The organism is Coprococcus intestinalis (genome assembly GCF_023656595.1).
Lineage (GTDB): Bacteria > Bacillota > Clostridia > Lachnospirales > Lachnospiraceae > Coprococcus_A > Coprococcus_A intestinihominis.
In genome coordinates this window covers 76,995-98,913 of the sequence record NZ_JAMOKJ010000012.1, presented here as the reverse complement: position 1 = coordinate 98,913, position 21,919 = coordinate 76,995, and the positions used below count along the sequence as shown (strand labels likewise).

Below are 21,919 nucleotides of genomic sequence, written 5' to 3'. Positions count from 1 at the left end.
ATAACCTGCCTATGTTGTTTATTTTTTCACACAATCGCTTAAAAATCCGTACAACCTATACTTAGCCATATCTCACCATCACTGTATTTCGAACCATTGATCACCATGTTGTCGATATCCACGCTGCCATCCCCACTGTCCATCTGTTTAAGAAAATTGTCACACTGCCGCTCCAGTTCTTTTCCGCTCCAATCCGCCTTCGAATCGAGTTTCTGAACCACCATTTTGAGAAATGATTTTATCCTTTCTGTATCTTCCATAGATGCTGTCACCGAATGAATTTTACCGGTTGCACTGTCACTGTAAATTATCACATAGTCATTATATTCCCCGTCAACATTATAATAAGTTGTTTTCTGTAGATAAGACGTTGTCTCCCCATCATATGTATAAATATAGTTATCTTCCGATGACGAATCATCTCCTGATATATCTCTTCCATATTCTGTTCTGGTCCAGGCTTCAATCAATGCCCCCATGTCTTCATCTGTCACATCAAAATGTCCATAGCCATTGCATCCATCCGGATACGCAGAAACTTCCTGTTCTGAAAGTTCTCTGTAATATTCCTCTGACGATGTATCAGAACCAATAATTTCGTCTGCATCGTCAACCCCCCAATTCATCCATCAAATCTTCAATCACATATTGAAAATCACCGTTTGTAAAATAATGAATAAGGCGACTTCCGACAGCACCTAACAATGCATTCAAAATAATGATTGCCAATACAACCTTCCCCAGACAGCCTCCGGCCTTGCGCCGTTTAGCTTCCATGTCCGTGCCTGACCTGTCGGTTCTATAAGATCTGCCGGCCTTTTTCTGTATACTGCTGCCATAGACTTCCTCATGGGATGTAGCCTTCTTCCGATTTTTCTGCTTCTTGTCTTCTTTCTTCAGCGCATCCGAAAACCTTCCATAGATGTCATTCCTGTGATCCTTCTGATCATGGCTCACACCATAAGCACAATCTTCCTCTCCCATTCCTCTCTGCTGCGCATTGTAATGAACATCCAGGATCTCCGGACGCCATATAAAAGAATGACAGGTATCGCAGTAATGGGCTTTCTTCATCTCACTATCACATAATGGGCATATCTTTACTTTCATATCTTATTTCTCTCCCCCACTTCCTAACTTGGCTGTTGCATTTTTTATTGCTTTATTGACCGCACTGCCTGTAAAAGTCCTGTTCTTTCATAGTCATCAGGCATTCAGCATGCATAGCATACTGTTAATTATATCTTACCACACCCTGCACCCTTAAAACAACAAAAGGATACCATTCTGTGGATTTTTATCTCCGCAAAATGATATCCTCTATTTATTGATCATTTATATGCTTTTATAAACATCTGTATCTGCTGATTATTCTGCATCTTTCTTACTGAAGCTGATACGTCCCATCTTGTCTTTGCCCATGCATTTAACTTTGATGACATCACCAAGTGTCAGTACATCTTCTACGTGATTTACGCGCTTTTTGTCAAGCTTGGAGATATGAACCATACCCTCTTTGCCAGGTGCAAATTCAAGGAATGCACCGAATTCCTTGATGCTGACAACCTTACCTGTGTAGATACGGCCTTCTTCGAAATCAGATACGATCATTGTGATCATATCGATTGCTTTCTGAATGCCGACTTTGTCTACGCCGCAGATAGATACAGCACCATCATCTGTTATATCGATCTTCACACCTGTTTCGTCGATGATCTGGTTGATGACTTTACCCTTCTGGCCAACAACATCACCGATCTTGGAAGGATCAATCTTGATCTGCTGGATCTTCGGAGCAAATTCGCCGACTTCCTTACGCGGTTCAGCAATGCAAGGTTCGATAATCTCAGTAAGGATGTACTCTCTTGCCTGCTTTGTTCTTCTGATCGCTTCTTCAACAATCGGACGTGTCAGACCATGAATCTTGATATCCATCTGGATTGCTGTGATGCCATCGTGTGTACCGGCTACTTTGAAGTCCATATCACCGAAGAAATCTTCAAGCCCCTGAATATCTGTCAGTACAAGATAATCATCATCTGTATCGCCAGTTACAAGACCACAGGAGATACCTGCAACAGGTTTCTTAATCGGAACACCGGCAGCCATCAGAGACATAGTGGATGCACAGATGGAAGCCTGTGATGTAGAACCATTGGATTCAAATGTCTCAGATACTGTACGAATAGCATATGGGAACTCTTCTTCTGAAGGAAGAACAGGCACTAATGCTCTCTCAGCCAATGCACCATGACCGATCTCGCGACGGCCCGGACCTCTTGAAGGCTTTGTCTCACCAACTGAGTATGATGGGAAATTATAATGATGCATATAACGTTTGCTTGTCACAAATTCATTCAGGCCATCTACCTTCTGGGCATCTGATAATGGTGCCAGTGTTGTGATAGTACAAATCTGTGTCTGACCTCTTGTGAACATTGCAGAACCGTGTGTTCTTGCAAACAGGTCGATCTCTGCTGCAAGCGGACGGATCTGATCAATAGCACGGCCATCAGGACGCTTGTGATCCTTGAGAATCATCTTACGTACTGTCTTCTTCTGATACTGATAAACAGCATCGTCAATCAGAGGCAGCCACTCTTCCTTATCTGCAAATGCTTCTGCAAGCTTGTCTTTAATAACACGGATGTTGGCATCTCTTGTCTGCTTCTCATCTGCAAATACAGCTTCTTCCATTGCTTCTGGCGGAAAGAGTTCCTTCATAGCTGCATTTAATTCTTCAGGAATAGCATAATGTTCATAATCCTTCTTCTCTTTGCCGCATTCTGCAACAATCTGATCGATGAATTTGATGATCTCCTGGTTAACATCATGAGCTGCATAAATAGCCTCGATCATCTTGTCTTCAGGTACTTCATTGGCACCTGCCTCAATCATAATTACTTTCTCACGAGTAGAAGCGACTGTCAGTGCAAGATCGGATACGGATTTCTGCTCATTGGATGGGTTAATAATAAACTCACCATTGATCATGCCAACCTGTGTCATGGCACACGGGCCATCAAATGGAATATCAGAAATACATGTTGCAATGGCAGAACCAAGCATTGCTGTCAGCTCAGGGCTGCATGTCTGATCTACACACAAAACAAGATTGTTCAGTGTCACATCATTTCTATAATCCTTAGGGAAGAGCGGACGCATCGGTCTGTCGATAACTCTCGCTGTAAGGACCGCATTCTCGCTTGCCTTTCCTTCACGCTTGTTGAAACCACCCGGAATCTTGCCTACCGAGTACATCTTCTCTTCAAATTCAACACTTAACGGGAAGAAATCAATACCATCTCTCGGTTTCTCTGAAGCTGTTGCTGTTGATAACACACATGTGTCACCATAATACATAAGGGCAGCGCCATTTGCCTGAGCAGCAACATGTCCTACTTCTACACGAAGTGTTCTGCCGGCAAGTTCCATGGAAAAACTTTTGTATTCTTTTGCCATTTTCAATCTCCTTTTATAAATTATAAATTTCTCAGGAGCCTTCCGAAACTACTGAATAATCAACCAATGCCTCGCTCTGATTAACTTTTCAGTGGTCTCGGACATTAACAATTCTGGAATTTCCAGATGCTCCTGATAGTTCGTGCAACGCAAACAGGGCTGCCGCATAATACCTTTACCGACAGCCCCATGATAGATAATAATTATCTTCTTAAACCTAACTTTTCAACGATAGCTCTGTATCTCTCGATATCTGTCTTCTTCAGGTAATCAAGTAAGCCACGTCTCTGACCAACCATCTTAAGCATACCACGTCTTGAATGATGGTCTTTCTTGTGTGTCTTCAGATGCTCTGTAAGGTCAGCGATTCTTGCTGATAAAAGTGCGATCTGAACTTCTGGTGAACCTGTATCTTCAGGTGTCTTACCATATTTAGCTACGATTTCTTTTTTCTGTTCTGCTGTAATCATTAATAAATCCTCCTAAATCTTAATAAATGCCTTATGCCAGGATCCGGTTGGAGATTCCTTGATCTGGGCACAGGTTAAAACTCATACTTAATCATTGTAGCATAGTATTATCAAGTTGTAAACAACTTTTTGTATTGAATTTGTACTGTTTTTCTTGCAATCCCCCTGAAAACACGATAAGATATAAACCAGTGAAAACTTTGTCTGCAAAGCAGACCCGAATGACACGCCGGGACTCGCAATTGAGTCCTGAATAGTATAATAAAGGAAAGGATGAATTAACCGATGAAACTCTGGGGCGGACGCTTTACCAAAGAAGAAAACCAGCTTGTACATAACTTTAATGCTTCGATCACTTTCGATCAGAAGTTCTATCATCAGGATATTCAGGGCAGTATCGCCCATGTCACAATGCTTGCCAAACAGGCAATCATCACAGATGCTGAACGTGATATCATTATCTCAGCACTGAAAGAAATCTGCAGCGATATCGAATCCGGCAAATTACAGATTACAGAGGAATATGAAGATATCCACAGCTTCGTGGAATCTATCCTGATTGAACGCACCGGTGATACCGGCAAGAAGCTCCATACAGGACGCAGCCGTAATGACCAGGTAGCCCTTGATATGAAACTCTACACCCGCGATGAAGTTCTGGCAACAGACGAACTGGTCAAGGAACTGATGACCACACTGCTTGATCTGATGAAAGAACACATCGATACTTATATGCCGGGCTTTACACATCTGCAGAAAGCACAGCCTGTTACACTGGCTCACCACATCGGTGCTTACTTCGAAATGTTCAAGCGTGACCGTTCAAGACTCCATGACATTCATGAGCGTATGAACTACTGCCCGTTGGGTGCAGGTGCGCTGGCAGGCACAACTTATCCCCTGGATCGTGAATATACAGCCAGCCTTCTCGGTTTCACAGGCCCAACCCTCAACAGTATGGATTCTGTATCCGACAGAGACTACCTCATCGAATACCTTAGTGCCCTGTCCACGATCATGATGCATCTGAGCCGTTTCTGTGAAGAGATCATCCTCTGGAACAGCAATGAATACCGCTTCATCGAACTGGATGATGCCTATTCTACCGGCAGTTCCATCATGCCTCAGAAGAAGAATCCTGATATTGCTGAACTGATCCGAGGCAAAACAGGCCGTGTCTATGGCGCATTGACATCTCTTCTCACAACCATGAAAGGCCTTCCTCTTGCTTATAACAAAGATATGCAGGAAGACAAAGAACTGACCTTCGATGCTATTGATACAGTCAAAGGCTGCCTGGCTCTGTTCAACGGCATGATCAAAACCATGCATGTCAACAAAGAAACCATGGCTGCCAGTAGCAAAAATGGTTTCACCAACGCTACTGATGCTGCCGATTATCTTGTAAAACATGGTGTACCATTCCGTGATGCCCACGGCATCATCGGACAGCTTGTTCTGATCTGTATCGACAAAGGTATCGCCCTGGATGACCTGCCTCTGGAAGAATACAAGAAAATCAGTCCGGTCTTCGAAGAAGACGTCTATGAAGCCATCAGCATGAAGACCTGTGTCAGCCTGCGTCAGACCATCGGTGCTCCGGGCCATGAAGCCATGCAGAAAGTCATTGATATCAACAGCCGTTATCTTGAAGAAAACTAATCTGCCGTTTATTCAATAACGCTGCGCATCCTGTGGGATGCAGCCTTTCAAAGCCGTGTATTTCAACTTCCAACCACAGTTTCGAATACACGGCTTATTCTGTTCCTTCCGTAACACTTCATCCAATCTGATTCAATCCATCTATAAAAAGTTCTACAGCCCGCTGCTGCTTCTCCGTCAGCAAATTCCATCTGTCCAAATGACGCTTCTGCTCTGCATTCAGGTGAATCAGATCATCCTGCCCATAAAGGAATTCAGCCAATGTGATTCCGTAAGCTTCACATACATTCTCAATGGTTGTCAATGATGGACAAGTCCCTCGATGCATCATATTCGTCAATGTCGAAGGAGAAAGATTCGCCTCTTTTGCCAGGCGATACACCGTCCATCCCCGCTTCTCATTCTCCTTCCTGATACGCCCTACAATATCAAGATTCATCTTGTCCGCCTCCTCCCTATCATTTTGTTTACACATCATATCACAATTTACGACAAATGGACGATTTTTCGACAAACAACTTTTAATTTATTTTTTTAACGAATATGGTATAATAGATGCAGTTTCAATCAGAGGAAGAAAACGCCCATCTATTATCATTTTTTCAAAAAAGGAGGCTTCTTATGCATATTTTAGTCTCAACAACTACAGCCAGTGATCTGGCCGAGACAGCTGAACAGTCCATTGATTATCTCCAGAAGATTGTCGACTATATGATCAGTAAAGCACACATTCTGGTCAGTGCACTGATCATCCTGATCGTTGGCTGGTATCTGACCAAGTTTATCTGCAAACTGGTGCGCCATTCTCTGGACAAAACACGACTGGATGCCAGTGTCACAAGTTTTATCAATTCACTGACCAAATTCGGATTACGCGCATTGCTCGCCATCATTGTGATCAATAAGTTAGGAGTCGATACCACTTCTCTGATCGCGCTGCTGACTTCTGCCAGTTTAGCCATCGGTCTCGCTGTTCAGGGAAGCCTTGCAAATTTTGCAGGCGGTGTGCTTTTGCTGATCATGAAACCATTTGTGGTGGGAGACTATATAGACGATGGAAACGGCCATGAAGGAACTGTCATGTCCATTGAGATTATCTACACCCGACTGCTGACGGCCAACAATGAGATGGTCTGTATTCCCAATGGCAAACTGGCTGATTCTTCGGTGACCAACCTGACACATCAGGAAAACCGCCGCCTTGATTTTCCTGTCAGCATCAGTTACGACGAGAATATTGACCGGGTTCGTACCGTTCTTTTAAAAGTAGCTGCCGGATGCCCAACGCTTTCCAAGTCCAAAGAACCCTTTGTGTTTGTGGACGACTTTGACAGCAGCTCCGTCCGCGTTGTCTTAAGAGTCTGGGCGCTCACCGACAAATACTGGGATACCCGCTTTGAAATCCGAGAGGCCATCAAAAAAGCCTTTGACGCGGAAGGCATAGAAATTCCATATGACCATATGGACGTAAACCTTGTTAATTCCGAGAAATAGGATAGTGCGGCCCATAAGCTTTAAAGAAAAAGATTTTCAACGAATTGGTTCATCACAGGCACGCTCCCGCTTCCCGCCACTGACAGCGGTACATAAGGCAGTACAAAACACTGCCTAAGTACCGGTCGTGTCAGAAGCACCTGTGATTGAACAAATTCATTGAAAATCCTTTCTCGAAGTTTATTGAGGCCGCACTTTTTTATTTTTTTGGAATTAACTACCAAACATATATAACTCTACAAATATCAGCATATATCCATATTCTCTGCATATTCTGCGTTCTCATGGACCGACATAAGCGCGCTCAATAATTATTAAACAGGGCTTTCGAAGAAAACAATTCAAGTACAAGCGCTTCGATGGCTGCCGGTACTTAGACATTGTTTTTTAATGTCTTATGTACCGCTGCTGCCATCGGCAGTGCAAACGTGCTTGTATTGATTTTTTTCTTCGAAAGCCCTTTCTAAATACTTGAAGCGCGCTCTCTGCTATTTTTCGATTTGATGAATGAACAGGCCAGACCGAAGTTTTGGTTCGAACCATGTGGATTTTGGCGGCATGAGCCGTCCTGCGTCAGCCACGGCCAACAGTTCCCGGATAGATGTCGGATACATTGAAAAAGCCACCACCATGTCTTCATGACACCGTTTTTCAAGTTCTCCCAGTCCGCGGATACCTCCGACGAATTCAATGTTCTCATCTGTTCTCGGATCTTCAATACCAAGTACAGGATCCAGCAGATTCATCTGAAGAATAGACACATCCAGCCCGTCCACCGGGTCTTCGGATGTTTTATCCGGATGGACATTCAGTCGATACCAATCATGATCCAGATACATGCCGAATTCACCTTTTTTCGATGGTGAAACCGCCTCTTTTCCCACGTGTTCCACTGTAAAATCCCGTCGGATCCTCTCCAGAAAATCTTCTTTTGACCAGCCATTCAGATTTTTCACCAAACGATTATAATCCATGATCTTCAATTCTTCCTCAGGAAATAAAACCGCAAGGAAGTAATTGAATTCTTCTGTTCCATTATAAGCCGGATGGGTTCTTCGCCGCTTCATGCCCACTTTAAAGGCACTGGCTGCACGATGATGACCATCAGCAATATACAACGCATCAACAGCCGCAAAGGCCTTTTCAATGGCAGCTACCGCAAGGTCATCATCAACAATCCACACTCTGTGTCGTATGCCATCTTCCGCCTCAAAATCATACACAGGTGATTCTTCCTTCACATGACAGACGATATAAGAAAGGATCGGATTGGTTCTGTATGTCAGAAAAATCGGTCCGGTCTGCGCACTGCAGACATCGACATGCCGAATACGGTCCTGTTCTTTCTCCGCTCTCGTATCTTCATGTTTTTTGACTACCTGATGCAGATAATCATCAATAGATACACAAGCAGTAATGCCCGTCTGTGTTCGGCCGTTCATGGTCAGTTCGTACAGATAATAACATTTTTGTTCATCCTGAACAAAAATGCCCTCGGCAATCTCCCTATCCAGCATTTCTTTTGCTTTTTCATAAACACAGTCCGCATACATATCCATAGATGGGTCAAACTGTGTCTCCGGGCGGTCAATATTGAGAAAAGACAAAGGATGCCCTTTCACTTTCTCCGCTGCTTCTTCTCTGTTATAGACATCATAAGGCAAAGCCGCCACCTGCGCGGCCAGCGCAGATGACGGCCTGATTGCCTTAAAAGGTTTGACATTTGCCATAAAGCTTATTTCACCTTTCGTACTTTTACAACTCCGTTAATAGCTGCCAGTTTTTCAACAAGAGCTTCTGAAACTTCTGAACCGATATCCATCATTGTGTATGCCCAGTCACCTTTTGACTTGTTGGTCATATCTTCAATATTGATTCCCTCAGCCGCACAGGCACCTGTCAGCTGTCCCAGCATGTTCGGAATATTCTTATGGCAGATTGTAATACGGCCGGCAGCTTTGCAGATACCCATATCACAGGCAGGATAGTTGACAGAATGTGTGATATTACCATTCTCAAGATAATTCCTCAATTCTTTCACTGCCATCACTGCGCAGTTATCTTCTGATTCTTCTGTAGAAGCACCCAGATGAGGGATGGCCACAACGCCATTCATCTGAGCTGTCTTTGCATTCGGGAAATCTGTGATATACTTTCTGACCTTACCCGCTGCAATGGCTGCTTCAAGGGCATCATCATCTACCAACAGGTCACGTGCAAAGTTCAGCACAATGACGCCATCTTTCATCTTCGCAAATGCATCCGCATTGATCATTTTCTTTGTGCTGTCCATTAATGGTACATGTACAGTAATATAGTCACAGTTTTCATAGATATCCTCTACATTGGCAATATGTTTGATATCCTTTGACAGATTCCATGCAGCGTCAACAGAAATGAACGGGTCATAACCATAAACTTCCATGCCAAGTGCCACACAGGCATTGGCTACCAGAACACCAATGGCACCCAGACCGATCACGCCGATCTTCTTTCCCATAATCTCTGTGCCGGCAAACTGTTTCTTGCCTTTTTCTACAAGTTTGGCCACATTCGGATCTTCTTTTACTGTCTGAACCCAGTTTACGCCGCCGACAATGTCTCTTGCGCCAAGGAAAAGACCTGCAAGAACAGCTTCCTTTACACCATTGGCATTCGCACCCGGTGTATTAAAGACAACAATACCTTTTTCTGCACATTTGTCCAATGGAATATTATTGACACCGGCACCTGCTCTGGCAATCGCCAACAGCTGATCCGGCAGTTCCAGTTCATGGACACTTGCACTTCTTACAAGTGCTGCATCAGATGTAGCAAAATCATCAACCTTCTCATAGGCATCTGTAAAAAGCTGCATGCCTACAGCAGCAATTGGATTTAAGCAACTAATTTTCATGATCATTACCTCCGGGGAACTCGGCTTATTTTGTATTCTCTGCCTCAAACTTCTTCATAAAATCAACAAGGGCAACAACACCTTCTGTCGGCATTGCATTGTAAATGCTGGCTCTCATACCGCCGACGGTACGATGACCTTTCAGATTCTCAAAACCAGCTGCCTTTGCTTCTGCAACAAACTTAGCATCCAGATCTTTATCGCCTGTTACAAAAGGTACGTTCATAATAGAACGGCTTTCTTTCTCAACAGTACCTTTGAACATCTTGCTCTGATCAAGAAAATCATAAAGGATCTTCGCTTTTGCTTCGTTGATCTTCTTTCTTTCTTCAAGACCGCCTGTCTTCAACAGCCATTTGAAGACTTTGCCGCAGATATAAATGCCGTAGCAAGGCGGTGTATTATACAGAGAATCATTGTCTGCCTGTGTCTTATACTTCAGCATAGTTGGTGTGCCCGGAAGAACATCATCTGTGATCAGATCTTCTCTGATGATGGCAATAACAGTACCAGCAGGGCCTACGTTTTTCTGTACACCAGCATAAATCATACCGTATTTCGTCACATCAACAGGTTCTGATAAGAAACATGAAGACTGATCAGCAATCAGTAATTTACCTTTGGTATTCGGCAAAGTATGGTATTTGGTACCATAAATTGTGTTGTTTTCGCAAATATACACATAATCCATATCATCCGTAATCGGCAGGTCACTGCAGTCCGGAATATATGTAAATGTTTTGTCTGCTGATGAGGCTAATTCGACAGCTTCGCCGAAAATCTTAGCTTCTGAAAACGCTTTCTTAGCCCACTGACCAGTCAGGATATATCCCGCTTTTCTATTTTTCATGAAGTTCATAGGAATCATGGCAAACTGCTGTGAAGCACCACCCTGAAGGAACAACACCTTATAGTTGTCTGGAATATTCATGAGCTTTCTTAAAGCAGCTTCTGCTTCTTTAATAATATTGTCGAAAGCTTTAGATCGATGGCTCATCTCCATTACTGACATGCCAGTGCCTCTGTAGTCAAGCATTTCATCTGCTGCTTCCTGCAATACTTCAACAGGCAACACAGCTGGTCCTGCTGAAAAGTTATAAACTCTGCTCATTTTTCTTCTCTCCTTTTTAGATGAATTATAATATATTTAAACCAAAAGGTGGTTTACGGATATTAATTGTCGAGGTCTTCCTCGGAAAATGCATCTGCAATGGATGCTCCGGGAGCAACCATCGGCCATACCTTATCATCCGGATCAATCATACAATCGATGAGAACCGGCTTCTTTAAATTGATTGCCCACTGAATGGCTTCATCAAATTCTTTCTGTGTTGTCACGCGTCGGCCGTCCACGCCCATGGCTTCGGCAACCTTTACATAATCAACACTATCATTTAAAACAGTGGCTGAATAGCGTTCGCCATAAAACAATGTCTGCCACTGTCTGACCATACCAAGTACATGGTTGTTGACAACCACTTCAATAACCGGAATCTGATATCTGGAAGCTGTTGCCAGCTCATTCATGTTCATTCGGAAACAACCGTCTCCGGCAACATTGATCACGATTCTGTCCGGACAGCCAAGCTTGGCACCAAGTGCTGCCCCAAGGCCATAGCCCATGGTTCCGAGACCGCCGGAAGAAATAAACTGTCTTGGTTCCTTATATTTATAAAATTGTGCAGCCCACATCTGGTTCTGCCCAACTTCTGTGCAAATGATCGCATCACCGTCTGTTGCCTTATAAATACTCTCGACAACCCCCGGTCCGGTCAGTACCTCATGATTGTAAGTCATCGGATAACGAGACTTCATCTCACGAATATGCCGCATCCACGGCTCATGATCCTGCTGCGTCAGTTTCTCATTCAATCTCTGAAGAACAACTTTGGCATCGCCTTCAATTGAATACTTGCACATAACATTCTTATTAACTTCTGCAGCATCCACATCAATATGGACAAGATCTGCATGTCTGGCAAATGCCTTGACATTGCCCAGGACACGATCCGAAAAACGTGTACCAATGGCAATCAGAAGATCAGATTCTGTGATACCGTAATTGGATGTCTTGGTACCATGCATGCCTACCATACCTGTATAGGCATCTTCCCTGCCGTCAAAAGCACCTTTACCCATCAGCGTATCTGTCACAGGTGCCTGTACTTTCCTTACAAACTCTCTGAGCTCATCTGCCGCATCTGCACGGATGACACCGCCGCCCACAAGAATAAATGGTCTGACAGAATGTTCGATCAGTCCGATAACTTCCTGCATCGTCTCTTCATTGATCTGATCAGACTTGCGTTTGATCGGTGCCGGCACCTTATATTCATACTCAGCTTCTGCACCGGTGACATCCTTTGGAATATCCACAAGAACCGGTCCCGGACGCCCTGTCTGAGCAATCGCGAATGCACGGCGGATGGTATCCGCCAGCTTATTCACATCTTTGACAATAAAATTATGTTTTGTCACCGGCATTGTAATACCGGCGATATCGATTTCCTGAAAACTATCTTTGCCAAGAAGATTGACATTGACATTACAGGTGATTGCCACCACTGGAACTGAGTCCATATAAGCCGTTGCAATGCCTGTAACGATATTGGTTGCTCCCGGTCCTGATGTTGCCAGACAGACACCGACTTTGCCGGTTGTGCGGGCATAGCCGTCTGCCGCATGGGAAGCGCCCTGTTCATGTGAAGTTAATACATGTCTGATCTCATCGCTGTGCTTGTAAAGTGCATCATACACATTGAGAATTGCACCGCCGGGATAACCAAAAACTGTATCCACACCTTGCTCTTTCAGACACTCAACTACAATTTCTGCTCCTGTTAATAACATTCTATTCTTCCCTTTCGAATCTATACTGTCGGAGCCTGAAGGATCGCACCCTTGCTGCTATCTGTAACAAGTGCAGCGTAACGTGCCAAATAACCTGTTGTAACCTTCGGCTCTCTTGGCTGCCATTTTGCTCTTCTCTCGGCAAGCACTTCATCAGAAACATCGACATTTAATGTATTTTCAGGAATATTGATCTTGATAATATCCCCCTCTTCAACAAGCGCGATATTGCCGCCCAATGCTGCTTCAGGAGATACATGTCCGATAGAAGCCCCTCTGGACGCGCCAGAGAAACGTCCGTCCGTGATCAGTGCCACACTGGAGCCCAGACCCATACCTGCGATGGCAGATGTCGGATTCAGCATTTCTCTCATACCAGGACCGCCCTTTGGTCCTTCATAGCGAATAACCACAACATCTCCAGGTACAATCTTGCCGCCCTTGATCGCTGCAATGGCATCCTCTTCGCAATCAAAGACACGTGCAGGTCCTTCGTGTACCATCATCTCAGGAACAACTGCAGAACGTTTAACAACACTGCCGTTCACTGCCAGGTTGCCCTTCAGTACCGCAATACCGCCTGTCTGACTGTATGGATTGTCGATTGGGCGGATTACCTCAGGATTCTTATTCTCGCATCCTTTAATATTCTCACCAACCGTCTTGCCTGTTGCAGTGATCAGGTCTGTGTAAAGCAGTCCCTTTTTATTCAGCTCATTCATAACAGCATAAATGCCGCCTGCTTCATTGAGCTCTTCCATATATGTATGTCCGGCCGGTGCCAGATGACACAGGTTCGGTGTCTTTGCACTCAATTCATTGGCAATATCAAGGTTGATCTCAACCCCTGCTTCATGTGCAATTGCCGGAAGATGAAGCATTGTATTTGTCGAACATCCCAGGGCCATATCCACAGTCAATGCATTCATAAATGCCTTCTCTGTCAGGATATCTCTTGGACGAATATTCTTCTCCAGAAGTTCCATAACTTTCATACCGGCATGTTTTGCCAGTTTGATACGTTCAGAATAAACAGCCGGAATTGTGCCGTTGCCCTGAAGCCCCATACCAATAGCTTCTGTCAGACAATTCATACTGTTGGCTGTATACATACCGGAACAGGAACCGCAGGTCGGACAAGCATGCTGTTCATAGTCAAGCACATCTTCCTCAGACATCTTGCCTGCTGCATAGGAACCGACTGCTTCAAACATACTGGAAAGACTCGTCTTCTGTCCTTTTACATGACCGGCTAACATCGGACCGCCGCTGACAAATACAGTCGGCACATTCACTCTTGCTGCTGCCATCAGAAGTCCCGGAACATTCTTATCACAGTTCGGCACCATAACCAATGCATCAAACTGATGGGCAATAGCCATTGCCTCTGTGGAATCTGCGATCAGATCACGTGTTACAAGGGAATACTTCATACCGATATGCCCCATAGCAATACCGTCACAGACAGCAATTGCCGGGAAAACGACCGGTGTACCGCCTGCCATGGCAACACCAAGTTTAACTGCATTGACAATCTTGTCCAGGTTCATATGACCCGGTACGATCTCATTGTAGGAACTTACGATACCTACAAGTGGTTTCTTCATTTCTTCCTGAGTCATTCCCAGTGCATTAAAAAGGGAACGATGCGGTGCCTGCTGCATACCGCTTTTAACATTATCACTCTTCATCCTATTAATTCCTTCCTAAAAACCCTAAAAGCATCTATTACTGAATCTCAGCTGCAATGGCATCACCCATCTCTTTGCAGCCAAGCTGTGTGCATCCTTCAGACATAATGTCAACCGTTCTGAGGCCTTTCTTCAAAACAGCCTTAACCGCTGCCTCAATGGCATCTGCTTCTTTATCCAGATTCAATGAATATCTGAGCATCATAGCTGCTGAAAGAATGGTTGCAATCGGATTTGCCTGATTCGTTCCTGCAATATCCGGTGCGGAACCATGGCTTGGTTCATACAGGCCGAGGCTTGTCTCGCTGAGACTTGCTGATGATAACATACCGATGGAACCTGTAATCTCACTGGCCTCATCAGAAAGGATATCACCAAACATATTCTCTGTCAGGATAACATCAAACTGTCCCGGATTCTTCACAAGCTGCATTGCACAGTTATCAACCAGCATATGAGAATAGGTTACTTCCGGATAATCCTTCGCTACTTCTTCAACAACCTTTCTCCATAAGCGTGAGGAATCAAGTACATTTGCCTTATCAACACTGATCACATTCTTACGTCTCTTCATAGCGATCTCAAAACCTTTAATGGCAATTCTTCTGATCTCGTTCTCATCATAGGTCAGTGAATCATAGGCTTTCAAAACACCGTTCTCCTCAACTGTCTTTCTCTCTCCAAAGTAAAGACCGCCTGTCAGTTCTCGCATGATAACCATATCAAATCCCTGATCTCCGATAATCTCATCCTTGATCGGGCAGGCTGCCTTTAATTCATCATACAGATATGCCGGACGGATATTGGCAAATAAGCCAAGTGACTTACGAAGCTTCAGCAGACCGGCCTCCGGACGAAGGGATGGTTCCAGTTTGTACCATGGTGATGTAGTCGTATTGCCGCCGATGGAACCCATCAATACAGAATCACTGGCTTTACACTGTGCAATGGCCTCATCTGTCAATGGCACACCGCAGGCATCAATGGATTCTCCGCCCATCAGTACTCTCGTATAGTCAAATGTATGACCATACTTCACACCGACCCGATCCAGCACCTTTACAGCCTCATCTACAATTTCAGGACCAATACCGTCACCTTTTATTAATGCAATCTTATAATTCATGATAATCTCCCTTTCCCCGACAAACGGCCTTGCATTTGCGTTAAAATCTATAATAAACTATTTTTTTTAGAATTTCAACTGTATTTGCGTAAAAATTTAACTTGCTAACGTATAAAATCAAATAATGCCTGTTAAAATGGCATTCTTGGTTTGTTTTTCTATTGAAATTCCAGTGTTGTTATTGTACCACACTTAGATGTATAATAGAAATATATATTACATATAAGCGTTATAAATCATAGTTATAGGAGAAGATTTATGGATACAACACTTTCTTTATATCGCATTTTTTACACTGTCGCTCAATGTGGTTCGATCTCTGCCGCAGCGAGGCACCTTTATATCAGCCAGCCTGCTATCAGCAAGTCCATCAGCAATCTTGAAAACGAACTTCAGACCCACCTCTTCGAACGTACCTCCCGCGGTGTTTCTCTGACAGAAGAAGGGCAGTTGCTTTTTCATCATGTATCGGACGCTTTCCATTCTCTGGAAGCAGGGGAAGCGGAACTCTCCCGCATTCGCGATATGGGTCTTGGACACCTTACCATCGGCGTCAGCACAACACTCTGCAGGTACCGTCTGCTGCCTTATCTGAAAACATTTATTGCGCAATATCCGCATATCAGTATCAATATTTCCTGCCAGTCCACCAATCATACACTGGATATGCTCAGAGACGGCTCTATTGATCTCGGCCTGGTGGCCAAACCGGAAGACACCGGACATATTTCCTTTGTTTCACAGGGAAGAATCGAGGATGTTTTCGTCTGTACACCCAACTATCTCAACAATCTTCAGATGCGTACACAAGTCTCCGGCCTGGATCTGCTCAATGCCGGCACACTGATGCTTCTTGACAAAGCCAATGCATCCCGGCAATTTATTGATTATTTTCTTGAGGAAAATCACATTCATGCCTCCAATCTGATTGAGATTACAACAATGGATCTTCTGATTGAATTCGCCAGAACCGGGCTTGGCATTGCCTGTGTCATCAGGGATTTTGTCGCTGACGACTTGAAAAGCGGCCTTCTCGTCGAAATCCCCACCCCACAGGCCATTCACCCGAGAGAGATTGTCTTTGCCTGGAAAAAAGGCCGATCATCCCACCGTTTTCTCAACGCTTTCATTGATTTTGTCTCTTAGTATCTGAAAAACAGCATTGCGAAATCCTCTTTCACAATGCTGTTTTTTTACGGCTCATTTAAAATTAAACATCCATTTTTTATTGTCTTTCACTATTATTTTTCAGGATAAAAGCCTGACGGTGCTTCAGAAAGATTGATCATAATATTCTTCATCTGTGTATAATGTTCAAGAATCACTTTATGTGTCTCTCTTCCAATGCCAGACTGCTTGTAGCCACCAAACGGTGCACCTGCCGGAATCGCATTGTAAGTATTGACCCACATTCTACCTGTTTCAATCGCTCTTGATACACGGATCGCACGATTGATATCTCTTGTCCATACGGCCCCACCAAGACCGTATTTGCTGTCATTGGCCATCTCAATCACTTCGTCCTCTGTCTTGAACTTGATCACACATGCAACCGGTCCGAAAATCTCTTCCTGAGCCACGCGCATATCATTTGTAACATTCGTGATCAGTGTCGGTTTCATAAATGCACCTTTTGCAAGTTCACCTTCCGTACATCTCTCACCGCCACAAGCAATAGTTGCACCTTCTGATTTTGCGATATCTATATAGGAAAGAATCTTCTTAAGCTGCCCTTCATTAATCTGTGAACCCATCTGTGTATCCTGTTCCCACGGAAGACCGACTTTCACATGATTAAATGCTTTCACAGCAGCTTCTACAAACTTGTCATAAATACCTTCTTGGACAAATACTCTTGAACCAGCGCAGCAGACCTGACCCTGATTGAACAAAATACCAAGCTGCAGACCATCTAATGCCATATCCCACTTACAGTCATCAAAGAAAATATTTGCTGATTTACCGCCAAGTTCCAGTGTGGACGGAATCAGTTTCTCTGCCGCTGCCAGTGCGACATCTCTGCCGACCTCTGTAGAACCTGTAAATGCCAGTTTTCTGAAACCTTTATGTTTTAACATTGAATTGCCAACGCCAGAACCGGAACCTGTGATTACATTAAAGACACCTGCCGGAAGAACATCCTGAATCAGTCTCGCAAACTCAAGCACACTCAAAGATGTTGTGCTAGAAGGTTTAAAGACGGTACAGCATCCGCTTGCAAGAACTGGTGCCAACTTCCATGCAGCCATCAAAAATGGGAAATTCCAAGGTACAATCTGACCAACAACACCAATCGGCTCTCTGAGAATCAGACTCATTGTATTGCCATCCAGCATAGAAGCCGTTCCTTCTTCAGCCAGAACAGCACCTGCAAAATATCTGAAATGTTCAGCCGAATAAGGAATATCAATTGCCATTGTCTCACGAATCGGTTTGCCATTATCTAATGTCTCTACCATTGCAAGATGCTCTGCATTCTCATCGATAATGTCCGCAATTCTATTCAGAATCTTCGCTCTCTCTGCAGGTGTTGTCTGTTTCCATGAATCCCATGCTTTCCATGCACTATCTACAGCAAGATCAAGATCTGCATCTGTCGCCTGTGCACACTCTGCCAGTAGTTCGCCATTGGCCGGATTGTAGCTCTTAAATGTCTTTCCGTCAGAAGCCGGCTGCCACTGACCATTAATAAATAAACCGTATTTTTCCTGTAAACAAGTCTTCATATGTTGTCCCCCCTTCATTGTGTAAAAAATGACTTGATGCTCAAGCCTTCAGTTCCTTTGATGTCTTCATCTTAGCACCAAATTGTTTGATAGTCAACAATAATTTATTGTTTAACGCTCTTATTGTCAGACTTCGATGTTTATTTAACATTATTTTCAGTTTATATTTTAATTATTTTAGCATTTATTCACAAATATTTATTTGATTTGTGAGCAGACTAGCCAAATTTAATTGTATTTATTTAAATACAATTTGTCTTTTAACAAACGGTATCCTTTCCGTTTGGAAAGTGTTTTTTCCGAATGAAACGTTTCCATCGTTAATTTCTTTTCAAAAAAATGTGTTTAAACGTATCGCTTGTCACAAAAAAAAGAGGCCATCCCTCTTTCGAGTGATGACCTCTCTTATCGTTATTCTCTTGAAAAACAGAAGAATTAGTTGTTGATCAGTTTGTCTTCGCCATTCCAGCTGTAAAGTTTTCTGATTTCTTCACCAACTTTTTCTGATGGATGTTCTGCAGCTTTCTTTCTCATTGCTTTGAAGTGTACCTGCTTGCCTGCATCAGACATATCCAGTAAGAATTCTTTTGCAAATGTACCATCCTGGATATCGGACAGAATCTGTTTCATTGCTTTCTTTGTATCTTCTGTAACAATCTTAGGACCTGTGATGTAATCACCGTACTCTGCTGTGTTGGAGATAGAGTATCTCATGCCAGCAAAGCCTGACTGATAGATCAGGTCTACGATCAGTTTCATTTCATGGATACATTCGAAGTATGCATTTCTTGGGTCGTAGCCAGCTTCAACCAGTGTTTCGAAACCAGCCTGCATCAGTGCACAAACACCACCGCAAAGGACTGCCTGTTCGCCGAAAAGGTCAGTTTCTGTTTCGATTCTGAATGTTGTTTCCAGAACACCTGCTCTTGCACCGCCGATACCAAGTGCATAAGCTAAAGCCAGTTCCTGAGCTTTGCCTGTTGCATCCTGTTCTACAGCGATCAGACAAGGTGTACCTTTACCTGCTACATACTCACTTCTTACTGTATGCCCAGGTGCCTTAGGTGCAATCATTGTAACATCGACATCCTTAGGAGGTACGATTGTTCCGAAATGGATATTGAAACCATGAGCAAACATCAGCATGTTGCCTGCTTCCAGGTTTGGTTCGATCTCATCTTTGTAAAGTGCAGCCTGTTTTTCATCATTGATCAGAATCATGATGATATCAGCCTTCTTAGCTGCTTCTGCAGATGTATAAACTTCAAAACCTTCTGATTCAGCTTTAGCCCAGGACTTGCTGCCTTTGTAAAGACCAATGATGACATGGCATCCTGAATCCTTTAAATTCTTTGCATGGGCATGTCCCTGGCTGCCGTAACCGATAATGGCGATTGTTTTGCCCTCTAATAATGAGAGATTACAGTCCTGTTCATAAAAAATCTTAGCCATTGTTATGAAACCTCCTGATAGTATAAAAATAAATGTATTAATAATGGATAATAAATACCTATTATTCTGTTATCAATTCTGCCTCCTAAAGGCTCTTTCCTTTCAAAGGCACAACACACTCTGAGCCACGCTCCAGACCTGTCAGACCTGTACTGGCAACTTCAAGTATCTCATAGCCGTCCAGCAGATTAATAAATGCATCCAGTTTCTCCTGCTTGCCTGTCAGCTCGATGATCATAGAATCTCTTGTCACGTCCACCACTTTACCATGGAAAATGCTGCTGACTGCCATTATGGACTGGCGATTCTCCGGAAGTACCCGGACTTTCACAAGCATCAGTTCACGACAAACTGAATCCACCGCTGTCAGATCTGTCACATAAATGACATCTTCCAACTTTCTGACCTGCTTCTCAATCTGTTCCAGTACCTGCTCATCACCATGAACAACTACTGTAATCCTGGAAAACCTTGGATCCAATGTATCACATCCTGTAAAACTGTCCAGGTTGAAGCCTCGTCTGCTGAACATACCGGAAACACGACTGGTAACACCATAATTATTCTCTACCAGCATTGTTAATATCTTCTTGCGTTCTTTCATGTTCAATTACATCCTTTCCCCAAAGCGACCTGCATGCATTCCCGGCAAACCTGCCTTTTTCGGTATGACTGTCAACGCTTATTTTAGCAATATGTCCTCTGTTTGTCAATAGATTTCACTGAATTGCAGTAATATTTTATCTGTTTAAAGTTAGAAAATTTTGTTTTACTGCAAAAGGCTTTTTCTCAATGCCAACATCCTGTATACATTCCGTATATTCTCTTCAGCCATTGTCGTAAACTTTAAAATATGATACACTCCTATCAAAATATAATGTAGGAGGCGTGTATCATGATTAAAAATGTTGGTTTTATCGGTGCCGGTGTCATGGGCAAGTCCATGATCCGCAATCTGATGAAAAAAGGGTTTCAGGTAACAGTTTATTCAAGAACAAAGTCAAAAGCTGAAGACATTATCGCAGAAGGTGCCATCTGGCGTGATTCTGCCGCTGAGTGTGCTAAAGGTCAGGACGTCATCATCACCATTGTCGGTTTTCCAAAGGATGTGGAAGAAACTTATTTTGGCGAAAAGGGTATCATTGCCAATTCCGAAGACAATGCCATTCTCATTGACATGACCACTTCCATCCCGAAACTGGCTGCTAAGATTTATGATGAAGCCAAAGCAGTCGGCAAACACGCATTAGATGCACCTGTCTCCGGCGGTGACTCCGGTGCCAAAGCAGGTACATTAAGTATTATGGTAGGCGGCGACAAAGAATTTTTCGAAAAAGCCATGCCTGTTTTTGAAGCTATGGGCACCAATATTATTTATGAAGGTGCTGCCGGATGCGGACAGCACACGAAAATGGCCAACCAGATTGCCCTGACAGGCTGTATTGCCGGTGTCTGCGAAGCTATCACCTATGCCAAAAAAACAGGTCTTGATATTCAGACAATGCTTGACAGTATCAGTGCCGGCGCTGCAGGCAGCTGGCAGATGAGCAATATGGCTCCGCGTATGCTCAAAGGTGACTTTGACCCTGGATTCTTCATCAAGCATTACATCAAGGACATGAATATTGCCACAGAAGAAGGCCGTGAAGCCGGTGCTGACCTTTCTATTTCAGAAGCTGTTCTGGCTATTTACAAAGATCTTGAAGCCAAAGGCCTCGGCGATCTGGGCACACAGGCTTTGCTGAAACATTATCTAGATGTATAGAGAATTATCCGGATGCCGAATCACTGCCCCATCTTTTTGATGATGTACTGAACTAATTGAATTTGTAACTGTTCAGAGCCAAGCAAAATTTCAAAAAACAAGTTAAAATGCTTGCATTTTTAAGACTGTTTTTGAAATTTTATTTGGCGGATACGCCACACCGACGAAATGCGCAGCATTTTGGAGGTTAGCTCTGAACAGTTACTTGAATTTAATAAAATAGCAAAAGCACGTATATTTCATAATCTCCTTCAATGAATGAAATCATCTGAAACAATACGTGCTTTTGTTATATGCAAGACTTCTCGGCAACTCCTGATACAAA

The 21,919-nt window shown here is 43.6% G+C and carries 18 protein-coding genes; 4 read left to right on the top strand and 14 right to left on the bottom strand.

The genetic code is table 11. The annotated features are described in order from the left end of the window. Nucleotides 1–38: 38 nt before the first annotated feature. The 4 genes from NBH03_RS10160 to rpsO all read right to left on the bottom strand — a co-directional run bounded on the left by NBH03_RS10160 (nucleotide 39) and on the right by rpsO (nucleotide 3,932). The gene (locus NBH03_RS10160; protein ID WP_250799508.1) at nucleotides 39–626 is read right to left on the bottom strand and encodes a hypothetical protein; all 588 of its coding nucleotides are present in this window, start codon (nucleotides 624–626) and stop codon (nucleotides 39–41) included. Then, on the bottom strand, nucleotides 610–1,110 hold the full coding sequence (locus tag NBH03_RS10155; protein ID WP_250799507.1) for a hypothetical protein: 501 nt from the start codon (nucleotides 1,108–1,110) through the stop codon (nucleotides 610–612). Before NBH03_RS10155 ends, NBH03_RS10160 begins: the two co-directional genes overlap by 17 nt. A 258-nt stretch (nucleotides 1,111–1,368) precedes the next feature. Continuing rightward, nucleotides 1,369–3,462, bottom strand: a complete 2,094-nt coding sequence (locus NBH03_RS10150; protein WP_250799506.1) for a polyribonucleotide nucleotidyltransferase — start codon at nucleotides 3,460–3,462, stop codon at nucleotides 1,369–1,371. A 203-nt stretch (nucleotides 3,463–3,665) separates the two neighbouring features. Further along, on the bottom strand, nucleotides 3,666–3,932 hold the full coding sequence (gene rpsO / locus NBH03_RS10145) for a 30S ribosomal protein S15 (protein WP_015515477.1): 267 nt from the start codon (nucleotides 3,930–3,932) through the stop codon (nucleotides 3,666–3,668). A gap of 285 nt (nucleotides 3,933–4,217) precedes the next feature. Between rpsO and argH the strand changes: the two genes are divergently transcribed. Then, nucleotides 4,218–5,594: an argininosuccinate lyase gene (gene argH / locus NBH03_RS10140; RefSeq protein WP_250799505.1), complete on the top strand. Its 1,377-nt coding sequence runs from the start codon at nucleotides 4,218–4,220 to the stop codon at nucleotides 5,592–5,594. A gap of 118 nt (nucleotides 5,595–5,712) precedes the next feature. On the opposite strand, the gene NBH03_RS10135 is transcribed toward argH, so the two are convergent. Continuing rightward, nucleotides 5,713–6,033, bottom strand: coding sequence for a helix-turn-helix domain-containing protein (locus tag NBH03_RS10135; RefSeq protein WP_015515475.1), 321 nt, complete (start codon nucleotides 6,031–6,033; stop codon nucleotides 5,713–5,715). A gap of 182 nt (nucleotides 6,034–6,215) precedes the next feature. Here NBH03_RS10135 and NBH03_RS10130 point away from each other — a divergent pair, with 182 nt between their 5' ends. After that, nucleotides 6,216–7,088: a mechanosensitive ion channel family protein gene (locus tag NBH03_RS10130; protein WP_250799504.1), complete on the top strand. Its 873-nt coding sequence runs from the start codon at nucleotides 6,216–6,218 to the stop codon at nucleotides 7,086–7,088. A gap of 488 nt (nucleotides 7,089–7,576) precedes the next feature. Here NBH03_RS10130 and NBH03_RS10125 read toward each other — a convergent pair whose 3' ends face one another. The 6 genes from NBH03_RS10125 to leuB all read right to left on the bottom strand — a co-directional run bounded on the left by NBH03_RS10125 (nucleotide 7,577) and on the right by leuB (nucleotide 15,651). After that, nucleotides 7,577–8,818, bottom strand: a complete 1,242-nt coding sequence (locus NBH03_RS10125) for a DUF1015 domain-containing protein (protein ID WP_250799503.1) — start codon at nucleotides 8,816–8,818, stop codon at nucleotides 7,577–7,579. 5 nt (nucleotides 8,819–8,823) lie between these two features. Then, entirely contained in the window at nucleotides 8,824–9,987 is a 1,164-nt protein-coding gene (locus NBH03_RS10120; protein ID WP_227082478.1) for a phosphoglycerate dehydrogenase, read from the bottom strand. A 22-nt stretch (nucleotides 9,988–10,009) separates the two neighbouring features. Beyond that, a complete protein-coding gene (gene serC / locus NBH03_RS10115) occupies nucleotides 10,010–11,095 on the bottom strand; it encodes a 3-phosphoserine/phosphohydroxythreonine transaminase (RefSeq protein WP_250799502.1) in 1,086 nt (361 codons plus the stop codon). A gap of 62 nt (nucleotides 11,096–11,157) precedes the next feature. Beyond that, nucleotides 11,158–12,834 carry a biosynthetic-type acetolactate synthase large subunit gene (gene ilvB / locus NBH03_RS10110; protein ID WP_250799501.1) on the bottom strand — a complete coding sequence of 559 codons (1,677 nt, stop codon included), beginning with the start codon at nucleotides 12,832–12,834 and terminating at the stop codon, nucleotides 11,158–11,160. A gap of 20 nt (nucleotides 12,835–12,854) precedes the next feature. Beyond that, nucleotides 12,855–14,525, bottom strand: a complete 1,671-nt coding sequence (gene ilvD / locus NBH03_RS10105) for a dihydroxy-acid dehydratase (RefSeq protein ID WP_015515469.1) — start codon at nucleotides 14,523–14,525, stop codon at nucleotides 12,855–12,857. A 37-nt stretch (nucleotides 14,526–14,562) separates the two neighbouring features. Continuing rightward, the gene (gene leuB / locus NBH03_RS10100) at nucleotides 14,563–15,651 is read right to left on the bottom strand and encodes a 3-isopropylmalate dehydrogenase (protein WP_250799500.1); all 1,089 of its coding nucleotides are present in this window, start codon (nucleotides 15,649–15,651) and stop codon (nucleotides 14,563–14,565) included. A gap of 258 nt (nucleotides 15,652–15,909) precedes the next feature. On the opposite strand from leuB, the gene NBH03_RS10095 reads away from it, so the two are divergent. After that, nucleotides 15,910–16,797, top strand: a complete 888-nt coding sequence (locus tag NBH03_RS10095) for a LysR family transcriptional regulator (RefSeq protein WP_117538549.1) — start codon at nucleotides 15,910–15,912, stop codon at nucleotides 16,795–16,797. A 95-nt stretch (nucleotides 16,798–16,892) separates the two neighbouring features. Here NBH03_RS10095 and NBH03_RS10090 read toward each other — a convergent pair whose 3' ends face one another. The 3 genes from NBH03_RS10090 to ilvN form a co-directional block, all read right to left on the bottom strand. Beyond that, on the bottom strand, nucleotides 16,893–18,377 hold the full coding sequence (locus NBH03_RS10090) for an aldehyde dehydrogenase family protein (protein WP_215690971.1): 1,485 nt from the start codon (nucleotides 18,375–18,377) through the stop codon (nucleotides 16,893–16,895). Nucleotides 18,378–18,812: 435 nt separating this feature from the next. Continuing rightward, on the bottom strand, nucleotides 18,813–19,829 hold the full coding sequence (ilvC, locus tag NBH03_RS10085; protein WP_015515465.1) for a ketol-acid reductoisomerase: 1,017 nt from the start codon (nucleotides 19,827–19,829) through the stop codon (nucleotides 18,813–18,815). A gap of 85 nt (nucleotides 19,830–19,914) precedes the next feature. Continuing rightward, nucleotides 19,915–20,433 carry an acetolactate synthase small subunit gene (gene ilvN, locus NBH03_RS10080; protein WP_015515464.1) on the bottom strand — a complete coding sequence of 173 codons (519 nt, stop codon included), beginning with the start codon at nucleotides 20,431–20,433 and terminating at the stop codon, nucleotides 19,915–19,917. Nucleotides 20,434–20,727: 294 nt separating this feature from the next. On the opposite strand from ilvN, the gene NBH03_RS10075 reads away from it, so the two are divergent. After that, on the top strand, nucleotides 20,728–21,594 hold the full coding sequence (locus tag NBH03_RS10075) for an NAD(P)-dependent oxidoreductase (RefSeq protein ID WP_250799520.1): 867 nt from the start codon (nucleotides 20,728–20,730) through the stop codon (nucleotides 21,592–21,594). Nucleotides 21,595–21,919: the final 325 nt, after the last annotated feature.